This window comes from Alloprevotella sp. Lung230 (assembly GCF_014385435.1).
Classification (GTDB): domain Bacteria; phylum Bacteroidota; class Bacteroidia; order Bacteroidales; family Bacteroidaceae; genus Alloprevotella.
This window is the reverse complement of sequence record NZ_JACSUD010000003.1, coordinates 20,183-43,272: the sequence shown is the minus strand read 5'-3', so window position 1 is coordinate 43,272 and position 23,090 is coordinate 20,183. Positions and strand designations below refer to the sequence as shown.

Here is a 23,090-nt window from a genome sequence, read left to right as displayed (position 1 = left end):
GCTTTCCTTTGGTGAAACGTCCTTTTTCAAGCGGATTTATAGGGAAAATGCAGGGCCAGCGGCAGCACACGCGCTCAGCGCACGATGGCCACTTTGGCCACCGCGGCCCGCTGTCCGGAGGGGTCGAACACGTGGAAATGATAGACCCCCGAGGCCACGCGCACACCGTCGAAACCACGGCCGTCCCACGTGAAAGTGCCGCCCAGACTCATACCGGCGGCCACCACCGTTCCGGCGGTGTTGGTCACCTTCACCTCACTGTCGGCAGTGAGGCCGTCGAGGGTGATGACGCCCATATAATCGGGGCGAACGGGGTTGGGGAACACACGCAGGTGGCTGCGGTCGAGCGCGGGTTGCGGTTCGGTGGCATCGCTGCGGTAGGCCAAAATGCCTTCCTGCGTGCCAATCATCACTTCGCCCGTGGTGGGATGGCAGGCCACGCTCCAAATGTTGTTGGAAAAGAGCGGCGAATTGTCGGTGGTGAAATGGTGGAGGGTTTGCAGTCCGTCGGCCGAGATGAGATAAAGTCCATCCCCCTGTGTGCCCACCCACTTGCGGTCGGCACCATCGACGGCGATGGCCGTCACCGGTACGCCCGAGAGGAGGTAGTCGGCCAGATTGGTGCCATCGTTGCGCGGCACCTTGATTTGCGTGATGAGGAAATTGCGCTCGTGCCACTGCAAGGGGTCATCCACCTTGTACAGCCCCTGATCCGTACCGAGCCAAAGGCTGCCGGCATGGTCCTGCGCGATGGCATAGGCCGAGAGGATATTGACCGCCGTGCCGTCTTGATTGTAGAAAGAGGATCGGTAGGTGGCGCGGTCGTCGGCGGTGTTGTCGAGCGTGCGGTTGTAGTCGTAGCAAAGGAAACCGCCGGTATGGTTCGTCACGGTGCGGCGCGAAGTGACCCACAGTTGGCCGTGGCGGTCGAAGAGCGTGCGTTCCAGTCCGGGAGCGCGCTTCACCCCTTCGTGGTAAAGTCCCGTCCATTTGCCGTCGGGCTTACGCGCCCAAATGAGGGTGTCCTGCTGGTTGTTGAGGGCGAAAAGGTTGCCTTGGTCGTCGAAATTGACACCGTCGGTGCGGACGTAATTGTAGAAGTGCGGCGAACTGGCCGGCAGGAGGGAGTGGAAAGGCGAATTGCCTACGGTCGCCTGCGCGGTGATGGTGGCGGGGGTGTCGTAGTCGTAGATGCCCGTGCGCACGGTCGAAACGACATAGTGCTTTGGGTGGCGCGGGTCGCGGGCGATGCTCGTGGCACTTTCAAAAAGACTGCCTTTGGCGGCAAAGTCCGTTGTGCCGGGAGGGGCAAAGAGTGTCCAGTCGCGACCATCGTAGCGCATGGCCACCTGCGCCACGCGATCCACCTCGTAAGGGTCGTTGCGGCCGGTGGTGACGAGGAGTTCGCCGCCGGCATAAGTCATGTAGTAGGCACGATCCTGCCAAGGACCGAAGCCACCGAAGGTCATCGTGCTCCGCGAGAGGTCGATACGGCCGTCCACAATGGGGGTGCGGAAAAGGCCGCGGTTTTCCATTCCCACCCAAAGTCCGTCGGTGCCGTCCGGCTCGAAAGCATAGCCGCCGGCGCCTTTCTGAATGGCTACGGCCGTGCCGTCCGCCCCTTGGTAGCGGTAGAGGGCGGCGTCCGATTCGCAAATGACGGTGCCGCCCGCGTCCACATGTCCTCCCGTGAGGGCATAGGCACCCACGTGGGTAGCGGTGTGGGTGGCCGGCGTGTCGGCAGCGGGCTTCACCATCCACACCCCCTGTTGGGTGGGGGCGTCGCGCAGCACAAGCAGGTAGAGGGCGGCCGAGGTGGGCAGCAGGCGCGACACGGTGAGTTGGGTGTGCGGCTGCCACGTGGCGCGGTCGTTGAGGTTGGCGTCGAGGGGGGCAACAAGGGTGTGGCCGGCGGTGAGGGCGACAAAAATGTGGTGGTCAAACACCGTGGCCGAGCGGCAGTCGCCCAGCTGATAGAAACCTTTGACGAGCTGCCGTTTGAGGTCGAGCTGCACCACGCCCCCTGTGGTGGCGATGCAGGCCTCATCGCCGTTGACACTGAGGTCGTTGATGGCGAAATCGGTGGTGGCTTCGCGTTTGAGTTGCGGCAGATGCGTCACCGCTCCGCTCTGTGGCCGGAGGAGGTCGATGCTGCGGTCGGCATAGAGGAGCACGAGCATTTGCTGCATGGTCGACCACCCCATCTGCACGATGCGGCGGCCGCTCAATCCGTGGGTCACGCGGTCTACGGGAGTCACTTCGCCCGTTTGCGTGTTGCAAATCAGCAGGTTGCCGTCGAAGAGGGCATAAAGTTGGCTGCCGTTGCGGACGCATTGGGTCGCGGTGCGGTAGGCCAAATGAGCCGTCCAGCGGTCGGCGGCGGGAGTTTGTGCATTGAGGCCGAGAGCGGCACAGCAGGCCAAGAGGAGGGTGAAAAGGTGTTTCATGACGCAGAGTTTTGGGGAGGGAGAGTCGGGACAGCAGCAGGGTTTTAAGGCCGTCCCGATGGCGCAGCGGCCGGTGCTTTCGTGCGGCGCGTTATTCGGCCGTCGCAGGGGCGTCCGATGCGGTGAGATAGCGGCAGAGTTGCTGCACGGCGCGGGCGCGGTGGGAGAGACGGTTTTTCACGTCCGTCCCCAGTTCGGCAAAAGTCTTTCCCAGACCTTCGGGTTCAAACACAGGGTCGTAGCCGAAACCGCCCGTACCGCGGGGTGCGATGGCGATGCAGCCTTCCACTTTGCCTTCAAAGAGATGCTCCTCTCCTTGTTGTATTAACGCAATAATGGTGCGAAATTGTGCGCGGCGGTCGTTTTTTTCGTGCAATTCTTCGAGCAGCCGCACCACATTGGCCTCGGGGTCGTGCCGATCGGGGTAGGCGTAGCGGGCAGTGTGCACACCGGGACGTCCGTCGAGGGCCGCCACTTCCAGACCGGTGTCGTCGGCAAAAACGTCGAGTCCGTAGCGTTCGTAGACATAGCGGGCTTTGAGGAGGGCGTTGCCTTCGAGGGTGTCGGCCGTTTCGGGGATGTCGTCGTGGCAGTCGATGTCGGCGAGGGAGAGGATGTCGAAATGGTCGCCTACGATGGCGGTGATTTCTTGAAGTTTGTGGGCGTTGTTGGTGGCAATGACGAGGCGGGGTTTCATAGGAAAGGGGTGAGGGAATAAATGTTGTTTTTGGAGGGATGTGGAGAGAATATATCGGAGGGTGTGAGTCTCTACAACTGCTGCACGACAGAACGATAGGCGAAGCGAAGCATAGGGCTGACCTTCAGTCAGCTTCCGCTTGCGATTGTACCTACCCCACGAGAACGTGAGGTTACTCAGATGTGTCGCCTACAGCGACAGCATGCTGTGGAAAGAGAGGAAGTAAAGATAAGTGACTGCTACAACTGCTGCACGACAGAGCTATAGGCGAAGCGAAGCATAGGGTTGATCTTCAGTCAGCTTCCGATTGCGATGGCACCTACCCCACGAGAACATGGGGTTACTCAGATGTGTCGCTTACAGCGACTGCACGCTGCGGAAAGAGAGGAGATAGAGATAAGTGACTGCTACGGCTGCTGCACGACAAAACGATAGGCGAAGCGAAGTATAGGGCTGACCTTCAGTCAGCTTCCGCTTGCGATGGTACCTACCCCACGAGAACGTGGGGTTACTCAGATGTGTCGCCTACAGCGACAGCACGCTGCGGAAAGAGAGGAGATAGAGATAAGTGACTGCTACAACTGCTGCACGACAGAACGATAGGCACTCAATCCACATCGGAGGGCGCATTACGCCGAGCAAATCCCCCATCTCCATAGCGAGAAAACAGCGATGATACAAAGTTTTTTTTCTTCGTATCTGCCTGAAAAATATGCAATTCCTCAGGATTTCAGTAAGAAAAAGCAGAAAACAGCGTCATCGCTGAGGATGTATTGAAAGGAGGAGATGCTGCAATGTCGCTGAAAGCGACAACTTTGGATAACCCCACGTCCTCGTGGGGATTGTGCTGAACCACATGGAAGCTGACTGAAGGTCAGCCCGATTGTCCGCAGGAAGAACAACTCCTCTCTCAAGCGCACCTACCTCCGACACCGAGTGAACTACCTCAGAGATAGTTTTTTCTACGTCTGAGGTAAAAATTTTTATCTCTGAGGTAGAAAAATTTACCTCTGAGTTTTTTTCGGGGGCTTCCGACCGGCAGAAGCGACCGCCCCCAAGGGCTGCCCTCCATCGCGGGGATGCGTGGCGGAAAGGTCGAGGAGTCGGACAAAAAAACGAAGCGTGCCGACACCTGAGAGGCATCGGCACGCGTAGTGGAAAAGGCGGTGCGGAGCCGTCTTTACTTCTTGGCAGCAGCGGCAGCAGCACCCATGGCGGCACGCGTCATCTTGACAGTGACCACCACAACTTCTTTGGGCGTTACGAGTTCGAGACCTTCGTAAGAGAGGTCGCCGCACTTGATGGACTTACCCAGACCGAGCTTGGTCACGTCGATGGTGAGCTTTTCGGGGATGGCATCGACCGTGGCGCGCACCTTGAGTTTGCGCACCATCGTCACGAGCTTACCACCGGCGCGTACACCTTCGGCCAGACCTTCGGGAGCGATGGGCACAGCCATTACGATGGGCTTAGTGGGGTTCACTTCGTAGAAGTCAACGTGGAGGACGTTGTCCTTCACGCTGTGGAACTGGATTTCCTTCACCACAGCCTGACGCGTCTTGCCATCGAGGTCGATGTTGACTACGTAGATGTTGGGGGTGTAGACCACCTTGTTGATTTGCTTTTCGTCAACGAGGAAGTGGATGGCTTGGGGCAGACCGTTTTCGCCCTTGTCTTCACCATAGATAACGCAAGGCACCATGCCCTGCTTACGCACTTCTTTCGTGGCCTTCTTGCCGAGGTCGGTACGTGACTGACCGCTGATAGAGATTGATTTCATGTTGAGTGTTGTGTTACTCTAAATTAAACAATATAGTTGCATAATTCGCCATCACACATCGGCAGTCGCCTGCCGCGAGGGGGACAAATCGGCTGCAAAGTTACCGTTTTTTTTTCAACGCTCCAAATTTGTAAGGGGCTATTCGGCTGTAAATGGGAAATTTAGGGGAAGAAAATGCTAAAAACAAGGATTTTATTGCACGCAAATCTTAAAAGCACAAAAAAGCACCGCCCTGCTTGAAAAACAGGAGAAAAATACTTATCTTTGCTTCAGAGAAAACACAACTGCCGAGGGAACAAACACCACGTACCATCCTACACACGAAACGAAGCGGACGCTAAGTCTTTTGGCTCGAAGCTCTTAAATCCAATATCGATCATGAAACATTTCACACTCTTTCTCCTTGGATTACTCTTCTCTTTGCCGATTTTTTCGCAAAAGGATTCCATCACGGTATACGGTTTTATCGCCGACGCTTTTACAGGCGCGATAATTGAAGACGGCACTGTTGATGTGCTTTCTCCCGATTCGGTGTTCTTATTCTCCGGAAGATGGGCATACAACATTGATGACAATGTACGCACTGCTTCGCTCTATTCCTGTAAGATCCCCAAGGAAGGCAACTACCTCCTTCGTCTCCAGCACCCCAATTATTTCCCGCTCTACTTCCCCATTACCATAAAGTTGAGCGGTCGCAGCAATCATTTTGTGACCATTCCTCAAAAAGTCCTCATGCGCAAACGTCCCAAGGAGCAAAAGCTGGGAGAGGCCGTGGTGAGAGCCACGAAAATCAAAATGGTGATGAAAGGCGACACGCTCGTTTACAACGCCGACGCCTTCCAACTTTCGCAAGGCTCGATGCTTGATGCGCTGATCGAGCAACTGCCGGGGGCACAACTCAATGAGAGCGGCGTAATTACGGTGAACGGCAAGCGGGTGAGCAGTCTGCTGGTCAATGGTAGGGACTTCTTCCGCGGCGACCCCAAAATTGCGTTGGAAAACCTGCCGGCCTATATGGTCAACAAAGTCAAGGTCTACGAGCAACAAAGCGACTTTGAGGAGATGACGGGTCTGAAGGAAATAGAGCGGCCGCTGGTGATGGACGTCAATCTCAAGCGGCAATACTCCATCGGCTGGATTGCCAATGCAGAGGCTGCGCGCGGCACGAAAGACAAGTACTTGGCGCGACTGTTTGCGCTGCGGTTTTCAGACTTGTCGCGCTTGGCCATTTTCGGCAATCTCAACAACACCAACGACACACGGCGCCCGGGAGCAAAGGGCGAGTGGGCGCCGTCCTATCTGCCGCAGGGCTTGCAAACGAGCCAAACGGCCGGAGCGGAATACAACTACGAAAATCGCCCCAAGACGTTTGAATGGACGAGCAATGTGGACGTGACACACACCGACAACTACATGCTCACCACCCACAACCATGAGAGTTTTCTGCCCACTCAGCGCTCCTTCTCGCTCAGTCGTTCGGAAGCGAACAACCACACGACGTGGTTCAACACGAGCCATCGATTTTCTCTGAAGAAAGCGATGCGACAATCGGGGCAAATCAGTTTCAACTACGACAAAAACACCAACGACGCCACACAACGTGCCGGCGAGGTGGGCGTCAATCCGTTTGAGCTGGTGCCCAACGGAGAGGTGCTCGACGAGCTGTTCCGTCCGGGCAGCACGCGTCTGCAGCAGTTGGCACGCAACCGCCGCTATTCGTTGATGCGCGGCAATGGCGAGAATTGGCGCTTGAGTGCCCCCTATCAGTTACGTTGGCGTCCTTTTAAGCAGTTCGGGGTGAGCGACTTCTTCTCTTTTGATTTCTCAGGAGTTTACGACCGACATCGTGCTCAGACGTTCGACCACTATCGTTTGGAATATCTCGGTGCGGGAAGTGGAACGAACGATTTCCGCAACCGCTATCGCAACGCTCCCTTCCATCATTACAACTTCAACACGGAGGCATCTTATTTAATGCCTTTTGGCACGTTTTGGCCGACCTTGAGCTACAAATATTCACAAGACTATCGTGATGCCAACACCAACTTCTACCGCCTCGACCGGCTTGCGGGATGGAGTGCCGACACCGACTTCGCGCCGGGCATGCTTCCCTCGGCAACGGCCGACATGATGCAGGCGCTCGACGCGCCCAACAGCGGGCACTCGCGCTTGTGGCAAAGGCGGCATCAGGTGAGTCTGCGCTTGGAATACCGCACGAAGCATCAAAACCGCACTACGATAGCCCTCCAACTTCCGTTGCGTTGGGAACTGGATCATCTGTTGTTCGATAAAGTCGGGCAGCATTTCGACCGAAATCGAATGCAGCCGCTGTTTTCTCCGCAGGTCTATCTTCACCAACAGTTTCTGAAAGGAGAGATCAGCCACGTGTTCATCCTCAACTACTCGCTGTCACGCGCAATGCCCGACTTGGTCTATGCCCTCGAATTGGAGGACAGTGCCAATCCGCTCTACATCCAAAGGGGAAACGCCCATTTAGAGCCAAGCACCACGCAAAACCTTTCGTTCACAATGTACACGCTGAAGAAGGAAAGGAAACTCTACGACTTGAAGTTGTCCTACCAACGTACTTCCAACGCGCTGGCCACAGAACGCACCTACAATCCTGCCACGGGAGGCTATGTGACGCGCCCGGTCAATGTGAACGGCAACTGGCACACCGACGGCACTTTCAGCACCAATGGGCAGTTTGGTGTCAACAAGGCTTTCGATTGGAGCAATCAGTCCTCTTTCTCTTACGACCACAATGTCGATATGGCCAACGTGGTCGGCAGTACCACACATGAGTTGAGCACCATCGGCAGTTTTTATCTCCGCGAACGGCTTTCATTCAACTATTCGCAACACGGTTGGCACTTGGGAGCAAAAGTGCAAGGCAGTTACAATCGCATGACCGGCCGACGCAGCGACTTCAAAGAGATCAGCGCGTGGGACTACAGTTACGGACTGACTGCACGCCTCCCATTGCCGGGTAAGGTGGGGCTGAACACGGATTTCACCGTATTCAGTCGGCGAGGCTACACCGACACGCAGCTCAACACCAACCACCTCATTTGGAACCTTCGCCTTGAGCGCAGCATTCTGCACGGAAATCTGACTTTTGCTCTCGATGGTTTCGACCTGCTGCACGAGCTTTCTAACGTGACACGCACAGTCAATGCACAAGGCCGCACTGAAACCTACCACAACGTCATCCCTTCCTACTTCATGTTGCACGCCATCTATAAATTCAATCTGCAACCGAAGAAACGGTAGCGGGAACGTTTATAGAATATCTCTTTTCAAGAAGTCGGCTTGCATCTAACATCTTATATTACAACAGGTTATCATACAGTATAGATTTCTTCAATAGAGAGATAGAAGTTTTCTGTTGGTAGGAATAAAATGAAGGCGTACCTTTGCACCGTGAATGAGGAACAAACCTTCCCATTCAGGGGGCAACCCCAACATAGACATAACAATCCATTCAAACTCTAACTCCATACAACTAAAGCCATGAGCAAAATCAATATGCCTACGCTTCCTTACGCAGCCAATGCGTTGGAACCCGTCATCAGCGAGCAAACCGTCAATTTCCACTACGGCAAGCACTTGCAAAACTACGTGAACACCACCAACAGTTTGATTGAAGGTACCGAATTGGCAGACAAGAGTCTGGAAGAAGTGGTGAAGACTGCTCCCCTCGGCCCTACCTACAACAACGCCGGACAGGTGCTCAACCACAGCCTCTACTTCCTCCAATTCATGGCGCCCGCAGCCGACAACGCTCCTGCCGGCAAGGTGGCCGACGCCATCAACGCCGCTTTCGGCAGCTTTGAAGAGTTCAAAAAGCAGTTCGGACAAGCCGCTGCCACCCTCTTCGGTTCGGGCTGGGCTTGGCTTTCGCAGGATCAAGACGGCAAACTCGTCATCACCAAAGAGCCTAACGGCGACAACCCCCTCCGCAACGGCCTCAACCCCTTGTTGGGCGTGGACGTTTGGGAACACGCTTACTATCTCGACTTCCAAAACCGCCGTGTCGACCACGTGGCCGCCGTGTGGGACATCATTGACTGGAAGGTCGTGGAAAGCCGCTTGAAATAATCATTAGTTATCAAAAATAATCATCTAACAAATCCTACTGATATGCAATCTATCATCAATGCACAAGTACCCGAATTTAAGGTACAAGCCTTCCAAAACGGCGAATTCAAAACTGTAAGCAGCGAAGACATCAAGGGCAAATGGGCGCTCTTCTTCTTCTATCCTGCCGACTTCACCTTTGTTTGCCCCACCGAGCTCGTGGACCTCGCTGAAAAGTACGACGAACTCAAAGCGATGGGCGTTGAGGTGTTCTCTGTGAGCTGCGACACGCACTTCGTGCACAAGGCATGGCACGACGCTTCCGACAGCATCAAGAAGATTCAATACACCATGCTCGCCGATCCCCTCGGCACGCTCGCTAAAGGCTTCGGCGTGTACATTGAAGAAGAAGGTATGGCCTATCGCGGCACGTTCCTCGTCAATCCCGAAGGTCAAATCAAGGTGGCTGAAATCCAGGACAACAGCATCGGCCGTAACGCCGACGAACTCGTGCGCAAGGTACAAGCTGCTCAGTTTGTAGCCACTCACGACGGCGAAGTTTGTCCCGCAAAATGGAAGCAAGGCCAGGAAACCCTCAAGCCCAGCATCGACCTCGTCGGCAAGCTCTAAACCCTTACGGAACATAGATATGACAATGAAAAAGGCGAGGCTGCGGTCTCGTCTTTTTCGCTTTCTGTTCCCCTTTAAACGCAAAACATTATGCTTGACAAAGATATTCTGCAACAGGTAAAAACGGTGTTTGCCTCGTTGAAAACCCGCATTTCTTTCCTCCTCACGGACAACGGAAACCATGGCAGCCAGGCTGAACTCACCGAGTTTCTCAACGACTTGGTGGGCTGCTCCGAACAGTTGAGTCTCAAGACCCGCTCCGAAGCCGATGCCCCCTTCGGATTCAGTGTGCTGCGCGAAGGCGAGCCTACCGGCATCCACTTCCGCGGCATCCCCAACGGCCATGAGTTTACCTCGCTCCTGCTCGCTGTGCTCAATGCCGACGGACAGGGCAAGAACCTCCCCGATGCCGCGCTCAGCCGCCGCATCGCCGCCCTCAAAACCCCGCTCGACCTTCGCACCTACGTGTCGCTCACCTGCACGAACTGTCCCGATGTGGTGCAGGCGCTCAATGTCATGGCGCTGATCAATCCCGGCATTCGTCACGAGATGGTGGACGGCGGACTTTTCCAAGACGAGGTGGATGCTCTCAAACTCCAAGGCGTGCCTGCGGTGTTCCTCGGCGATGAGCAAATCCACATCGGCCGCGGCGACCTCGGTATGCTGCTCGACAAACTGGAAGAAAAGGCCGGCAGCCACGAACTGCCCGAGGCCGAAGCCGTGGAGCACCGCTTTGACGTGGTGGTCGTGGGCGGCGGCCCTGCCGGAACTTCGGCTGCGGTCTACTCCGCACGCAAAGGTCTCAACGTGGCCATCGTGGCCGAGCGCATCGGTGGTCAAGTGAACGAAACGCAGGGTATTGAAAACCTCATTTCGGTGCCGCAAACCACCGGCCGCCAACTTTCGGCCGATCTCCTCAGCCACTTGGAGGCCTATCCCATCGCGGTGTTTGCCAACCGCAGCATCAGCAGCGTGAGCCTCAAAGGCAAGGAAAAGCGCATCACGGCCAAAGGGGGCGAAACCTTCATCGCGCCAGCGGTCATCATCGCTACCGGTGCCAAATGGCGTCGGCTCAATCTGGAGCACGAAGACACCTACATCGGCCACGGCATCCACTTCTGCCAGCACTGCGACGGTCCCTTCTACAAGGGTCGCAAGGTGGCGGTCATCGGCGGCGGCAACTCGGGTATGGAGGCGGCCATCGACCTCGCCGGCATCTGCTCCCACGTCACCGTGTTTGAGTTTGCCGACACCCTCCGTGCCGACAACGTGTTGATCGAAAAGGCCAAGTCGCTCCCCAACCTCGACATCCACACCAACGCGCAGACCACAGCCATTCACGGCAACGGCAGCCAACTCACCGGCCTCAGCGTGAAAGACCGCACGACCGATGTCGAACAGCAGTATGACTTCGACGGTGTGTTTGTGCAAATCGGCCTTGCGCCCAACAGTGATTTGGTGGCCGACGAACTGGAACTTTCGCCTCGCCGCGAAATTCCCGTCGATGCTACCTGCCGCACCAGCGTTGCAGGAGTCTATGCCGCCGGCGATGTTTCGACCGTGCCCTACAAGCAGATTGTCATTGCCATGGGCGAAGGTGCCAAAGCCGCACTCTCTGCTTTCGACGACCGCATGCGCGGTGTGCTCTAAATCCAGAGTTCAAAGATATTTTTCCCAAGAGATAGAAAAATCTATTTATTTCCAAGATAGAAAAACTTGCTTCTTAGGAAAATAATGAGTATTTTTGCAGGCGAGACAATTATAACAAACGTGAATTTCGCGTAATTACAAACACTTCAAAAACAATGAAACATTTATTACTTTCTGCTGTTGCCCTCATGGGAATGGCATTTACGATGAGCGGATGTTCAAGCGATGAAGAAAAAACAAACACGCTGAACGGAACTGTCTGGGTGGGTGAAAAGAATGGAACTCATACTATCAAGTTTGCAGAGAAGACCTTCACCTATGACTACGTTTATCAGGATGGCAATTACAAAGGGCATGACAAGAACAGCGGCACTTATGAGTACCAACCGCCGGTGGTTCGTCTCACGTCATTAGACAAAGAAACAAATAAAATGGTCACCAACTCTGCAAAAATCGAAGGAGATAAACTGACTGGTGATGGTTTTGTTCTTCACAGACAAAAATAATCAAGCAACCTACCCCAGTCTTGATTGGGATAGTTTTACAAAAAAAGAGGAGGCTATAATGTCTCCTCTTTCTCTTTCTTCGACGGCCGCATACGCGGTGTGCTCTAATCGCTCGCTTCTCACACAACGCAAATCCCCACCCTGACCAGCTGGTCAAAGTGGGGATTTGCGTTGCATTTGGGTGGGAGAAAGGGGATTTCCGCTCAGAGAAAGCAGAACGCTATTCTAAGAAGACAAAAATCCATTCGGTGCAAACAGGACCTCTGCCTTAGAAGGGGAAAAAGAGGGGAATGACGAGCACGGCCACGATGCCCATAGCGATTTGGAGGGGTACGCCGACTTTGACGTAGTCCATGAAGGTGTAGTGTCCGGCGTTCATCACCATCGCATTCGGAGGGGTGGAGATGGGCAGGGCAAAGACTGCAGAAGCCGCAATGGCCGCTGCCATCATGAAGGGTGTGGGCGACACGCCGAGCTGTGTGGCGGCGCTCCAAGCGATGGGGGCAACGAGAATGGCCGTTGCCGAATTGGAAATGAAGGTGGAGAGCAGGGAGGTGACGACATAGACCCCGACGAGCACCGCCCAAGGGCCGTGGGCTTTCAGTCCGGTGACCACTTCGGTGGCGATGAAGTCGGAAATGCCGGTGGAGGAGAGCGCCGTGCTCATCGACATCATGGCGGCAATGAGGACTATCGACTCCCAACCTATCATTTTGTAGGCCGTATCGACCGAACGCACGCACCCTAGCAACACCATGAGCAGTCCGGCCACGATAACGGTAGTGACGGGCGGAATGCCGATTTGGTCGGCAAAGACCATGAGTGCCACCATGGCTATCATAATGCCGGCGGCGAGGGGGGCTTTGTGGTCGAGCGCCACGTTTTCGAGTTCTTCGGCCGGGTCGCCGATGATGATCCATTCGCGCAGGTTGGTTTTCATCTTTTTGATGTCGTTCCACGCGCCGTGCACCAGCATCATGTCGCCCGAATGGATGGTTTGCTGCTGCATTTCGTCGCTGATGCAGCGTCCGGCGCGCTTGATGGCGAGGACATTCACGTTGTTGCGCTGTCGGAAACCCGCATCTTCAATCGTTTGGTTGATGAGTTTGCTTTCGGGACTGATGAGGATTTCGGAAAGTCCGAGGTCGTAGAAGTCGAGTTTGGCGTGGTCTTCGCGCATCTCTTCGGCAAAGAGGGTGAGGTTGAAAATCTGCACGAGCTCGTTGATGTGTTCGCGTGTGCCGAGGGCGTAGAGCACATCGCCGACATCGAAAACGGTGTTGGCGCGGACGGTTTGCTGCACCACACTGCCGAGGAGCTTGTTGTGGTGGCGCTCTTCGAGGAGGGTGATGCCGAAGCGGCGGTGGAGGTCGAGCTCCTGCGGTGTCTTACCCACCATGGGGGAGTTGTCGCCGATTTGGAGTTTGAAGATGAGTTGGTCGAGTTCGTACTCGTTGAGGAGGGCGAGGAGGTCGCGTCCTTCATCATCGTTCTCTTTCTGCCGCGACTTTTTGTTCATGAAGACACGACTCAAAATGTAGAGCATCACCAGTCCGACCACGAAGCAGGCCGCACCGATCCCCGTGAAGTCGAAAAATCCGAAGCCGCCGAGTCCGTGGTCGCGCAGGTAGCCGTCGACAATGAGGTTGGGCGGCGTACCGATGAGGGTGAACATACCGCCCATGCTCGAGGCGAAAGCGAGCGGCATCATGAGTTTGGAGGGGGAAATCTTGGCACTTTTGGCCATGGCCAGAATGATGGGCAGGAGGAGCGCCACCGTTCCGGTGTTGGAAACGAAGGCGGCGACAAAGGAGGTGACGCCCATCACGAGAAAGAAGAGTTTGGTTTCGCTCGTGCCGGCCATGCGCAGGAGTTTGCGCGAAACGGTTTTGGCCAGTCCGGTCTGAAACACGGCACCGCCCACGATGAAAAGCGCCAACATGATGACCACGCTCGAATTGCTAAATCCCGCCAACGCATCTTTGGGCGTGACGATGCCGAAAGCCAAAAGCGATGCCATACAGCAGAGCGCCACAATGTCGCTACGGATTTTGGAGAACACAAAGGCTACGATGGTGGCCAAAAAGATGATGATGGTGAGCACTGCAGGCGTGTTGTTCATCAGGTCGTGCAGGTTGTTCATGGTAGAGGTAGAGAAAGGTGAGTAATGAGTTTTTCAAAGTCGGCGGTTTCCCTGTACAGTCGCCACCGCAAAAGTAAAATTTTGTCACGAAACCACCAAACGAAATAGGAAGATTTTGCAAATGAGGCTTAGCAAAACGTAAAAGAATGACGGAACATTTTGTCGCCACCGCAAAAGGCCGTAAATTTGCCAACATCAAACCAAGAGCGGCTCCATCTGCCTCTCTTCATTTCATCATTCTCCCAAAAACGACTCCTTTATGACTCCCAACATGAAAGCCCACCTCCCGCAGGTGGATCTCGACAAAATGGCTGCCCTCCTCGACATCGAAACCCGATTTGTCGAAGGCCGCATCTCCCTCGAAGACGGACGCAAAGAGATTGCCCAACGCGTGGGCAGCATCCGCCCCTACCACCTCGCCTTCATTGAGCAAACCATGACGGAACACACCGACGATGAGTGCATCCGTGAGAACATGGCGCAGAAAATCAAACTTTTTGAAGGCTTCATGGACACCTCGCGCCCCGACCTGCCGGCCGACCACCCGATCACGCACTACTATGCCGAAAACGATGCCTTCCGCAGCCTCCTCCTTGAGGTGGAAGACCTCGTGCAGTATCCCGTCATCAAAAATCAGTGGCTCGCGCTCTTCGACCGCCTTCGCCAATATCCCATCCACTACGCCCGTAAGCAAAATCAGCTCTACCCCGTGCTAGAGCGCAAGGGTTTCGACCGCCCCACCACCACGATGTGGACGTTCGACGACATGGTGCGCGACCTCATCCGCGACGCCCGCGCCCTCCTCGACCAAGCGGACGAAGCGGCCTTCATCGCCAAGTGTCAAGACCTCATCTACTACGGGCGCGACCTCATGGAGAAGGAGGAAACCATCCTCTATCCCACCTCGCTGGCCATGATTTCGCCCGCCGAATTTGAGGACATGAAGGAGGGCGACCGCGAGATTGGTTTTGCCTTCATCACGGTCGATGCTCCCACCGTGTCCCACGCCTCCGCCTCCCCTGCGACAGCACCCGCCGGCGAGGGCTTTGCCGCCGAACTCCAAGGGCTGCTCTCGAAGTATGGCTACGCCGCACCGGCACAAGACGCTCTGCTCGATGTGACCACCGGCCGCCTCACGCTCGAACAGATCAATCTCATCTACCAGCACCTGCCCATCGACATCTCCTTTGTCGATGAAAACGAACTCGTGTGCTTCTATTCCGACACCGACCACCGCATTTTCCCACGTTCCAAAAACGTCATCGGGCGCGAGGTGATGAACTGCCATCCGCGCAAGAGCGCCCACGTGGTGCGCGAGGTCATCGACAAACTCCGTTCGGGAGAGCAAGACAAGGCCGAGTTTTGGATCAACAAGCCCGAGGTGTTCCTCTACATCATCTACGTGGCCGTGCGCGACAAGGCCGGTCGCTTCCGCGGTGTGCTCGAAATGATGCAGGACTGCACGCGCATCCGTGCCTTCGAGGGTTCGCGGACACTCCTCAAGTGGGCCGACGACGAAGGCATCCCCACCGAAGCCCCCGCCACAGAGGCCGCTTCATCTACCTCAGACGTAGAAAATTCTACCTCTGAGATAAAAAATTCTACCTCTGAGGTAAAAAAAACTACCTCTGAGGTAGAAAACACCCCCACCAAGGCGGCGGACGACCCTGAGGCGCTCACCCCTACCACAAAGCTTAGCGCCCTCTTCGAGCGCTATCCGGAATTGCGAAATCGGATGACGGAAATCTCTCCCCTCTTCGCCATGCTCAAAACGCCTTTCGGCAAACTGATGGCTAAGAAGGCCGACTTGCAGGCCGTGAGCGACCGTTCGGGCGTGGCCTTCGACCGCCTCGTCGCGGGGCTGCAACGCATCATCGCCGACCTGCGCAAGGAATAAATTCCCTGCCGCTGTTGAGCTGCGCTGAAACCGCCTCAGAGTTTCGTGTTTACAAAACTTTTGCTTACCTTTGCAGGGCAGAACCTAAAAAGTAATTATGATGGCTATGTTTCAACTCGCATTATTGGAGGAGGCCAAATCCTTCTTGGCATCGCTCTCCCCCTCCGCCTATAAAAAGATATTGTACAACATCGACCGAGTGGCTGATGGGGAGAAAAACAGCGAACTCTTCAAGAAGTTGGAAAACTCTGAAATCTGGGAGTTTCGCACACTCTATAATGGAATTGCCTATCGCCTGTTTGCCTTTTGGGACACAGATCGGAGAGCTTGGATTGTCGCCACGCACGGCATCATCAAGAAAACTCAGAAGACACCTTCCAAAGAGATTGCAAAAGCGGAAGCCATCATGAGAAGATATTTTGAACTCAAAAAAGGATAAGATATGGAACAAATTGGCAATATGAAACTCTACTCCTTCGAGGAGGTAAAAGACGAACTGATAGGCAAGGTAGGCACTCCCGAACGCGACGAGCACGAACGCAAAGTGGCCGAAGCCGTCCACGCCTACCACATCGGCGAAGCCATCAAAAAAGCGCGCCTGCTGCAAAATCTCACCCAAGAGCAACTGGGAGAGCGGGTGGGCGTGAAGAAAGCCCAGATTTCCCGCCTGGAGCGCGGCTACAGCATCACCATCCCCACGATGAGCCGCGTGTTCAAGGCCCTCGGTATCTCCACCGCCACCCTCGATTTGGGCATCGGCGGCAAGGTCGCCTTGTGGTAGCCCCACGGCACACGACACCCGTACACCCCAAGAGGAGGACGCCCCGTCCTCCTCTTTTTTCGGGCCTTCCTGAGCCGAAACGGAAAAAACGCTCTATTCTAAGTAGGTGTTCAGAATTAATGGATACTGGATTTGTTTCATTTTCTCGCCAGGTCGTCTTTGTGAAGAAGGAGTGGCGAGCTACACGAGGGATGAACAAAGGCGAGATGACGGAAAAGGGGGCAAAGATGGTATCAAAGTAAAGAACGTTTTCGTTTAGTCAAACGGGCAGTGCCAAAACGAAGGATGAGTTTTGAGCAATGCCGTGGCGAGAAAACGTCTGTAAAACGAACATCCCACGACTAAGATAATTACGATTAATTTTGAACGCCTACTTATATTTTCGGTACGCAAACGCCCTGCAATTCAAAACTTTGTTGTAATTTTGCCGCATCTATAGTATCTTCTCATCATGGCAAATACATCCACCACACAGCGCACCCTCAAAACGGCGCTCATCTCTGTGTTTCACAAGGACGGACTCGAACCCCTCCTCCGCGCACTTCATGCCCAAGGCGTGGCCTTTCTCTCCACCGGCGGCACCCACGACTTCATCGTCAGTCTGGGCCTACCCTGCCAAAAGGTAGAAGACCTCACCACCTACCCCTCCATCCTCGGCGGACGCGTCAAGACGCTCCACCCCAAGGTGTTCGGCGGCATCCTCGGGCGTCGAGATTTGGAGAGCGACCGTGAGCAAATGGCACAATACGACATTCCGGCCATCGACCTCGTGGTGGTAGACCTCTATCCCTTTGAGCAAACCGTAGCCGATGGGGCAAGCAGTGCCGACATCATCGAAAAAATCGACATCGGCGGCATCTCCCTCATCCGTGCAGCGGCCAAAAACTTCAACGATGTGGTCATCGTGCCTTCCAAAGCCGAATATCAGCCTCTGCTCGACATCGTGAACAAACAAGGTGCCGTCACCTCCCTCGAACAGCGCCGCTGGTTTGCCACTCGTGCCTTTGCCACTTCCAGCCACTACGACACAGCTATCCACGAGTGGTTTGCCGCTTCGGAAAAATAAAGGCACACACCTGCCTGCGGGCAGCACATCCTCCTCCCTCTCAACATCATCAACTCTTCTAAATGGGTATTTTCTCTTCCTTCTTCTCCATGAAGCGCGAGCTTGCCATGGACTTGGGCACAGCCAACACCATCATCATCAGCGATGGCGAGATTGTGGTCAACGAGCCCTCCGTCGTTGCCCTCGACCCCAACACCGAAAAGACCATTGCTGTGGGCGAGCGCGCCAAACTGATGTACGAAAAGACGAGCGAAAAGATTCGCGTGGTTCGTCCGCTCCACGATGGCGTCATTGCCGACTTCAACGCTTGCGAACAAATGATGCGCGGACTCATCGGCATGGTCCACACCGGCCGACGCCTCTTCACCCCCTCCATCCGCATGGTCATCGGTGTGCCTTCCGGATCGACCGAAGTGGAACTCCGTGCCGTGCGCGACTCTGCCGAGCATGCCGGCGGACGTGACGTCTACCTCATCTTCGAACCCATGGCCGCGGCCATCGGCATCGGTCTCGATGTCAATGCGCCCGAAGGCAACATGGTGGTCGACATCGGCGGCGGCACCACGGAGATTGCCGTCATTTCCATGGGCGGCATCGTGTCGAACAACTCCATCAAAATGGCCGGCGACGATTTCACGGCCGACATCCAAGACTACATGAGCCGTCAGCACAACGTCTCTGTGTCGGAGCGTATGGCCGAGCGCATCAAAATCGCTGTGGGCAGCGCCCTGAGCGAACTTCCTGCCGAACTCGCGCCCGAGGACTATATGGTGCACGGTCCCAACCGCATCACGGCCCTCCCCATGGCAGTGCCTGTGTGCTATCAGGAGATTGCCCACTGCCTGGAGCGCTCCATCGCCCGCATCGAAACGGCGGTCCTCAACGCTCTGAGCAACACGCCTCCCGAACTTTATGCCGACATCGTCAAGAACGGCATCTACCTCACCGGTGGCGGTGCCTTGCTCCGTGGTCTCGACAAGCGCCTCACGGCTAAAATCAACATCCCTTTCCACGTGGCCGAAGATCCCCTCCTCTGCGTGGCCAAGGGCACGGGCATTGCGCTCTCCAACATCGATGCCTATCCCTGCTTGATGCGATAGGCCCGGCAAACGGCATTAATACCGCCACACTCCACAGATACAAGACTATCTAAGCAAGAGGTTTCATCCTCTAAAAAAGTAGGGCAGGTTTGTTTTGAACACTCAGCGATGATACTCCATCAAGATAGACCATAGAGGGAGTTTTAGGAAGACAGCCTCTCCTAAGACTGCCTCTTTTTCCTTTTCTAAAACTTATGCGTGAAAGTATTCTCATTCGTCATGTCGGTCCATTGCACGAGGTGCATATCGACGAGATAAAGCCCATCACCTTACTTATCGGAGCTTCTGCCAGTGGTAAAAGCACCTTACTGAAGGTGTTGGTGTGTATGCGCTATGTCTATAAGATGCTGAATATCCGCGCCTATTTGCGGTATGCTGATATCAGCAAGTCGCCTTTCCGCATCCGTACTGAGGGGCTGTTTTCAGAAGATCTCAAAACGGCCCTCTCTTCTCAGTCTTTCATAGAATATCGTGTTACCATCGGCGAACGGGTGTACAGTATTCGTTATGACGGGAGTGTCAAGAAACAGAAGTTGAGCTTTAGCAAAGATTTTGATTCGACCGACCTTTGCTTTTTCAAAGAGTCTTTCATTGCCGAAACGCGCAATCTTATTCCACAATGGCAAGACAAGGGCAGCCTCATTCGCGGCAAAGCCCTTGATTTCTATTTTCAAGAAACGTATGACGATTTTGCTGCTGCCACGGACCTCATCAAAGAGCAGCCCCTCCGCTACATCGGCTACACGCTCAACGTGCAGCGAGTCGGAAAGGTGAAGCAACTCACCATCACCCCCGTCGACGACAGTCATCGTCCGATCAATCTCAAACACGCCTCCTCGGGACTTCAGACTTCGGCCTCGTTGATGACCATTGTGCGCTATTTCGCACGAGAGTTTTCTTTCTCCGAAGCTTTCCGACGCTCGGTGCTCAGCTACATTTTCGACAATAGCGAACTGCTCATGAAGTTTCTCCCTACCATTGAGTTTGGAGACATGCGAAAGTACGTGCACATCCACATCGAAGAACCCGAACTCAGCTTGTATCCCGAAGCACAACGCCGGCTGCTCAATGAGGTGGTGCAGGAAGTCATTGAGCCTCGGGCCGGCGACGGCCGAAAGCTCAGCGTGATGATTGCCACCCACAGCCCCTACATCCTCAATCAGCTCAACGTGCTGCTCGAAACGGGCTATGCTCACCCCGACAACACACCAAACCCCGCCCTATCCGAGCGAGATGTAGCCGCTTACTTCTTAGACAATGGGCGATTGACGACACTGTTGGCAACCGACGACGAAACCGGGCACACGCTTGTGGATACTTACCATTTGAGCGAGACGATGGAAGCCATCAGCAACGACTATTTTGCACTGAGAGGAGGCGGACGATGACCGGCGACTTGCTCCTCAATGGGATGGCAACCGCCTTTGGCATTCCCATCGAAGAGGTTTTGCCCTTTGTCGAAACTACGGTGAAGAGCCGGTTCGAGCTGAAAGACTGCACTCCCTGCCTGCGCCCCTACAACACAACGGACAATACGGCTCATGTCGAAAATCACGATTCCGCCTTCACACAAACGCAAATCGTCCATTTCGAAAACTTTATCGACAGCTTGTCGAATCTCAGCCGGAAGCCCACAAAGTGCGACTTTCTCCTCTCGAAGACCAACAGCAACAGTACTATCGCTTTTCTCGAACTTTCGGAAAGTGCAACGCAGTATGCCCTCGAAAGTAAATACTCTACAGCGCAACATCAGTTGCGAGCCGCCATAGAACTCGTAGCAGAGCGAGATAGGCAACTCTTGCCACAATATGGACAGCGGCTGGCTGTTTATGCCTACCGCATCACAGATGACGATTCACATCCGATGCAAAAAAATGCACAATTATGGGGCAGAGCAACGCGTCCCAACAGCATCACCTCGCAGGCCGACTTCGGATATGGATTTCAGTTTAAGATGGTGCGCTATCCTGCCCCGATTGTTCTATAAAAAGAGGAGACCTGACCCCATAAACTTTGAAGTTGAGCCATTCTGCCAACCCACTTACGTTCTCATCTTTAATATGCAAATCCTCCTCGACTTTCTGCGTCGCTACAACTACCTCTTTCTTTTTGTGGCGCTCGAAATCATCAGCATCACTCTCCTCGTGCAATTCAATCGCTATCAGGGGAGCGTGTGGCTCACAGGGGCCAACGATGTGGCGGCACGCGTCAATCGCCTCTATGCCGATGCCGACTCCTACTTCCGACTGCGTACCCTCAACACCCAACTTTCGGACGAAAACATCCGCCTCCAGCAAGAGGTGGAAGCCCTCTACAGCACCCTCAAAGACCTGCAGCCCGACAGCAGTTTCACCGCACAACGTGTGCGCCAACAGCTCGCGGGCTATCGTCTCATCCCGGCCCACGTGGTGAGCAACAAGGTGGCGCACTCCAGCGAGGGCTATCTCGTCATCGACCGCGGCGAGCAAGACGGTGTGCGCTCGGAGATGGGCGTGGTGAGTGGTGGCGGCGTGGTCGGCATCGTCTATCTTGTCAATGCTCACCACTCCCTCGTCATCCCCGTGACCAACAGCAAGTCAAGCATCTCTTGCCGCGTGCGAGGGCAGAACTATTTCGGCTATTTGCAGTGGGACGGTGCTTCGACGCGAATGGCCTACGTCGACGACATCCCCCGCTATGCCAAAGCCCGCAAAGGCAGCGTTGTCGAAACCTCGGGCTACAGTTCCGTCTTCCCGCCGGGCATCTTCGTGGGACGTGTGCACCACGTGTCCAACAGCAGCGACGGACAGAGCTACCGCCTTGACGTGGTGCTGGGCAACGACCTTGGCAACCTCCGCGATGTGAGCGTTGTAGCCACACCCTACAAAGCCGAAATCGACTCTCTTACGCTCCGTGCCGACAGCCTGATGCGACAATAAGTCATTCAGTTTAAGTGTTACGCTTAAGTTGGTTCTCAAAATTAATCGTAACTATCTTCTGCGTAGGATGTTCTCTACTTTGACACCATCTTTTGTGTCAATTAATTTCGAGCACCTACTTAATTTTTGCACACTTACTTATTCCTATGAATTTAGTCAAAACACGCGACGGCCACAACTATCTTGTGCCCTTTGCGCTCATCACCTCCCTCTTTTTCCTATGGGGATTTGCCCACAGTATTTTGGACGTACTCAACAAGTATTTCCAAGACACGATGGGACTCACCAAAACGCAGTCGGCACTGGTTCAGGCCGTGGTCTACGGCGGCTACTTCCTGATGGCACTTCCCGCCGGTGCGCTCATCAAGCGGTGGGGCTATCGGGCAGGAGTGCTCACGGGATTGCTCCTCTACGGCATCGGCGCCCTCCTCTTTATCCCCGGCGGACAACTGATGAATTTCGGTTTCTTCCTCTTTTCGCTCTTCATCATCGGTTGCGGATTGACCTTCCTCGAAACGTCGGCCAACCCCTATGTCACCGTGTTGGGGCCGAGCCAAGGGGCGGAACAGCGCATCAATTTCTCGCAATCGTTCAACGGACTGGGGTGGATTCTCGGGCCGTTGGTAGGCGGTATGTTCCTGTTCACCCAACCCGGCGAACAGCCCAACATCACCCTGCCTTATGCCCTGATCGGCATCGTGGTACTGGCCATCGCCCTCGTCTTTGCCCGCGTGCGACTGCCGGAAGTGGCGGCGGCTCCCGAACAGACGGACGACGTGATGGAAGGCGGGGTGCAGGCTGGAGGTTACATTCCCTTGTTCCGCCACAAGAAGTTTGTGTTCGGACTGGTGTCCCTCTTTCTCTATGTGGCCGCACAAACGGGCGTCAATAGTTTCTTCATCAACTACGCCGTCGAAGAAGCCACCGTACCCCGTGGTGCCGCCGCCACGCTGTTGGGTATCGGCTGTATGGGCTTGTTTATGCTCGGCCGCATGGGCGGCAGTTGGCTGATGGGCTACATCCGCGCCGAACGCCTGCTTGCCCTCTGCGGTGTGGGTGCCACGTTGAGCACGGCACTGGTGGTGTTTGTGCCGGGACAGTTGGGCTTCGGAGCACTGTTTGTCGTCTATCTCTGCGAAAGCATCATGTTCCCCACCATCTTTGCCTTGTCGCTGCGCGGACTGGGACGCCACACAAAATTGGCCTCTTCTTTCCTGATTATGAGCATTGTAGGCGGTGCGGTAGCGCCCCTGCTCATGGGTTGGATAGCCGACCGAAGCGGTATGTCGCTCGGCTTCATCGTCCCCCTCGTGTGCTACGTGGTCATCGCGGTCTACGGGCAGTATGTCGGCCGGAAATAGTGCCTTCGTCCTCCCTCCCGATTTTGTCAAAATC

18 protein-coding genes are annotated in these 23,090 nt (G+C 55.1%); 14 read left to right on the top strand and 4 right to left on the bottom strand.

Annotated elements, in window-relative coordinates; genetic code table 11:
• Positions 1-74: 74 nt before the first annotated feature.
• From H8527_RS03085 to H8527_RS03075, 3 genes are all read right to left on the bottom strand, one after another.
• Positions 75-2,447, bottom strand: coding sequence for a hypothetical protein (locus H8527_RS03085; protein ID WP_187545507.1), 2,373 nt, complete (start codon positions 2,445-2,447; stop codon positions 75-77).
• A gap of 91 nt (positions 2,448-2,538) precedes the next feature.
• Entirely contained in the window at positions 2,539-3,144 is a 606-nt protein-coding gene (locus H8527_RS03080; RefSeq protein ID WP_187545505.1) for a non-canonical purine NTP diphosphatase, read from the bottom strand.
• 1,180 nt (positions 3,145-4,324) lie between these two features.
• Positions 4,325-4,924: a 50S ribosomal protein L25/general stress protein Ctc gene (locus tag H8527_RS03075; protein WP_187545504.1), complete on the bottom strand. Its 600-nt coding sequence runs from the start codon at positions 4,922-4,924 to the stop codon at positions 4,325-4,327.
• Positions 4,925-5,302: 378 nt separating this feature from the next.
• Between H8527_RS03075 and H8527_RS03070 the strand changes: the two genes are divergently transcribed.
• From H8527_RS03070 to H8527_RS03050, 5 genes are all read left to right on the top strand, one after another.
• A complete protein-coding gene (locus tag H8527_RS03070) occupies positions 5,303-8,197 on the top strand; it encodes a hypothetical protein (RefSeq protein WP_187545502.1) in 2,895 nt (964 codons plus the stop codon).
• A gap of 240 nt (positions 8,198-8,437) precedes the next feature.
• Positions 8,438-9,025, top strand: a complete 588-nt coding sequence (locus tag H8527_RS03065; protein ID WP_187545501.1) for a superoxide dismutase — start codon at positions 8,438-8,440, stop codon at positions 9,023-9,025.
• A 42-nt stretch (positions 9,026-9,067) separates the two neighbouring features.
• On the top strand, positions 9,068-9,634 hold the full coding sequence (ahpC, locus tag H8527_RS03060) for an alkyl hydroperoxide reductase subunit C (protein WP_187545499.1): 567 nt from the start codon (positions 9,068-9,070) through the stop codon (positions 9,632-9,634).
• A 90-nt stretch (positions 9,635-9,724) separates the two neighbouring features.
• Complete coding sequence (ahpF, locus tag H8527_RS03055) at positions 9,725-11,284, top strand: alkyl hydroperoxide reductase subunit F (RefSeq protein WP_187545498.1); 1,560 nt, start codon at positions 9,725-9,727, stop codon at positions 11,282-11,284.
• Positions 11,285-11,439: 155 nt separating this feature from the next.
• Complete coding sequence (locus tag H8527_RS03050; RefSeq protein WP_187545496.1) at positions 11,440-11,790, top strand: hypothetical protein; 351 nt, start codon at positions 11,440-11,442, stop codon at positions 11,788-11,790.
• Positions 11,791-12,058: 268 nt separating this feature from the next.
• Here H8527_RS03050 and H8527_RS03045 read toward each other — a convergent pair whose 3' ends face one another.
• Complete coding sequence (locus tag H8527_RS03045; protein WP_255498500.1) at positions 12,059-13,933, bottom strand: SLC13 family permease; 1,875 nt, start codon at positions 13,931-13,933, stop codon at positions 12,059-12,061.
• Positions 13,934-14,192: 259 nt separating this feature from the next.
• On the opposite strand from H8527_RS03045, the gene H8527_RS03040 reads away from it, so the two are divergent.
• From H8527_RS03040 to H8527_RS03000, 9 genes are all read left to right on the top strand, one after another.
• Entirely contained in the window at positions 14,193-15,830 is a 1,638-nt protein-coding gene (locus H8527_RS03040; protein ID WP_187545495.1) for a DUF438 domain-containing protein, read from the top strand.
• Between the two features lie 100 nt (positions 15,831-15,930).
• Positions 15,931-16,269, top strand: coding sequence for a type II toxin-antitoxin system RelE/ParE family toxin (locus H8527_RS03035; RefSeq protein WP_370539220.1), 339 nt, complete (start codon positions 15,931-15,933; stop codon positions 16,267-16,269).
• Positions 16,270-16,272: 3 nt separating this feature from the next.
• Complete coding sequence (locus tag H8527_RS03030) at positions 16,273-16,611, top strand: helix-turn-helix domain-containing protein (RefSeq protein ID WP_187545492.1); 339 nt, start codon at positions 16,273-16,275, stop codon at positions 16,609-16,611.
• 451 nt (positions 16,612-17,062) lie between these two features.
• Positions 17,063-17,677, top strand: coding sequence for an IMP cyclohydrolase (locus tag H8527_RS03025; RefSeq protein WP_187545490.1), 615 nt, complete (start codon positions 17,063-17,065; stop codon positions 17,675-17,677).
• A 62-nt stretch (positions 17,678-17,739) separates the two neighbouring features.
• On the top strand, positions 17,740-18,777 hold the full coding sequence (locus H8527_RS03020) for a rod shape-determining protein (RefSeq protein ID WP_187545489.1): 1,038 nt from the start codon (positions 17,740-17,742) through the stop codon (positions 18,775-18,777).
• Between the two features lie 194 nt (positions 18,778-18,971).
• Positions 18,972-20,165: an AAA family ATPase gene (locus H8527_RS03015; RefSeq protein WP_187545487.1), complete on the top strand. Its 1,194-nt coding sequence runs from the start codon at positions 18,972-18,974 to the stop codon at positions 20,163-20,165.
• Positions 20,162-20,764, top strand: a complete 603-nt coding sequence (locus tag H8527_RS03010) for a hypothetical protein (RefSeq protein ID WP_222935095.1) — start codon at positions 20,162-20,164, stop codon at positions 20,762-20,764. Before H8527_RS03015 ends, H8527_RS03010 begins: the two co-directional genes overlap by 4 nt.
• A 73-nt stretch (positions 20,765-20,837) precedes the next feature.
• Positions 20,838-21,695 (top strand): rod shape-determining protein MreC, encoded by an 858-nt coding sequence (mreC, locus tag H8527_RS03005; protein ID WP_187545484.1) that lies wholly within the window; start codon positions 20,838-20,840, stop codon positions 21,693-21,695.
• A 146-nt stretch (positions 21,696-21,841) separates the two neighbouring features.
• Positions 21,842-23,056, top strand: a complete 1,215-nt coding sequence (locus H8527_RS03000; protein WP_187545482.1) for a sugar MFS transporter — start codon at positions 21,842-21,844, stop codon at positions 23,054-23,056.
• The last annotated feature ends 34 nt before the right edge of the window (positions 23,057-23,090 follow it).

What these genes read in the sequence shown, in the direction of transcription:
- H8527_RS03085 (WP_187545507.1), bottom strand. Translation starts at nt 2,447, where the DNA reads ATGAAACACCTTTTCACCCTCCTCTTGGCCTGCTGTGCCGCTCTCGGC.
- H8527_RS03080 (WP_187545505.1), bottom strand. Translation starts at nt 3,144, where the DNA reads ATGAAACCCCGCCTCGTCATTGCCACCAACAACGCCCACAAACTTCAA.
- H8527_RS03075 (WP_187545504.1), bottom strand. Translation starts at nt 4,924, where the DNA reads ATGAAATCAATCTCTATCAGCGGTCAGTCACGTACCGACCTCGGCAAG.
- H8527_RS03070 (WP_187545502.1), top strand. Translation starts at nt 5,303, where the DNA reads ATGAAACATTTCACACTCTTTCTCCTTGGATTACTCTTCTCTTTGCCG.
- H8527_RS03065 (WP_187545501.1), top strand. Translation starts at nt 8,438, where the DNA reads ATGAGCAAAATCAATATGCCTACGCTTCCTTACGCAGCCAATGCGTTG.
- ahpC (WP_187545499.1), top strand. Translation starts at nt 9,068, where the DNA reads ATGCAATCTATCATCAATGCACAAGTACCCGAATTTAAGGTACAAGCC.
- ahpF (WP_187545498.1), top strand. Translation starts at nt 9,725, where the DNA reads ATGCTTGACAAAGATATTCTGCAACAGGTAAAAACGGTGTTTGCCTCG.
- H8527_RS03050 (WP_187545496.1), top strand. Translation starts at nt 11,440, where the DNA reads ATGAAACATTTATTACTTTCTGCTGTTGCCCTCATGGGAATGGCATTT.
- H8527_RS03045 (WP_255498500.1), bottom strand. Translation starts at nt 13,933, where the DNA reads ATGAACAACCTGCACGACCTGATGAACAACACGCCTGCAGTGCTCACC.
- H8527_RS03040 (WP_187545495.1), top strand. Translation starts at nt 14,193, where the DNA reads ATGACTCCCAACATGAAAGCCCACCTCCCGCAGGTGGATCTCGACAAA.
- H8527_RS03035 (WP_370539220.1), top strand. Translation starts at nt 15,931, where the DNA reads ATGGCTATGTTTCAACTCGCATTATTGGAGGAGGCCAAATCCTTCTTG.
- H8527_RS03030 (WP_187545492.1), top strand. Translation starts at nt 16,273, where the DNA reads ATGGAACAAATTGGCAATATGAAACTCTACTCCTTCGAGGAGGTAAAA.
- H8527_RS03025 (WP_187545490.1), top strand. Translation starts at nt 17,063, where the DNA reads ATGGCAAATACATCCACCACACAGCGCACCCTCAAAACGGCGCTCATC.
- H8527_RS03020 (WP_187545489.1), top strand. Translation starts at nt 17,740, where the DNA reads ATGGGTATTTTCTCTTCCTTCTTCTCCATGAAGCGCGAGCTTGCCATG.
- H8527_RS03015 (WP_187545487.1), top strand. Translation starts at nt 18,972, where the DNA reads ATGCGTGAAAGTATTCTCATTCGTCATGTCGGTCCATTGCACGAGGTG.
- H8527_RS03010 (WP_222935095.1), top strand. Translation starts at nt 20,162, where the DNA reads ATGACCGGCGACTTGCTCCTCAATGGGATGGCAACCGCCTTTGGCATT.
- mreC (WP_187545484.1), top strand. Translation starts at nt 20,838, where the DNA reads ATGCAAATCCTCCTCGACTTTCTGCGTCGCTACAACTACCTCTTTCTT.
- H8527_RS03000 (WP_187545482.1), top strand. Translation starts at nt 21,842, where the DNA reads ATGAATTTAGTCAAAACACGCGACGGCCACAACTATCTTGTGCCCTTT.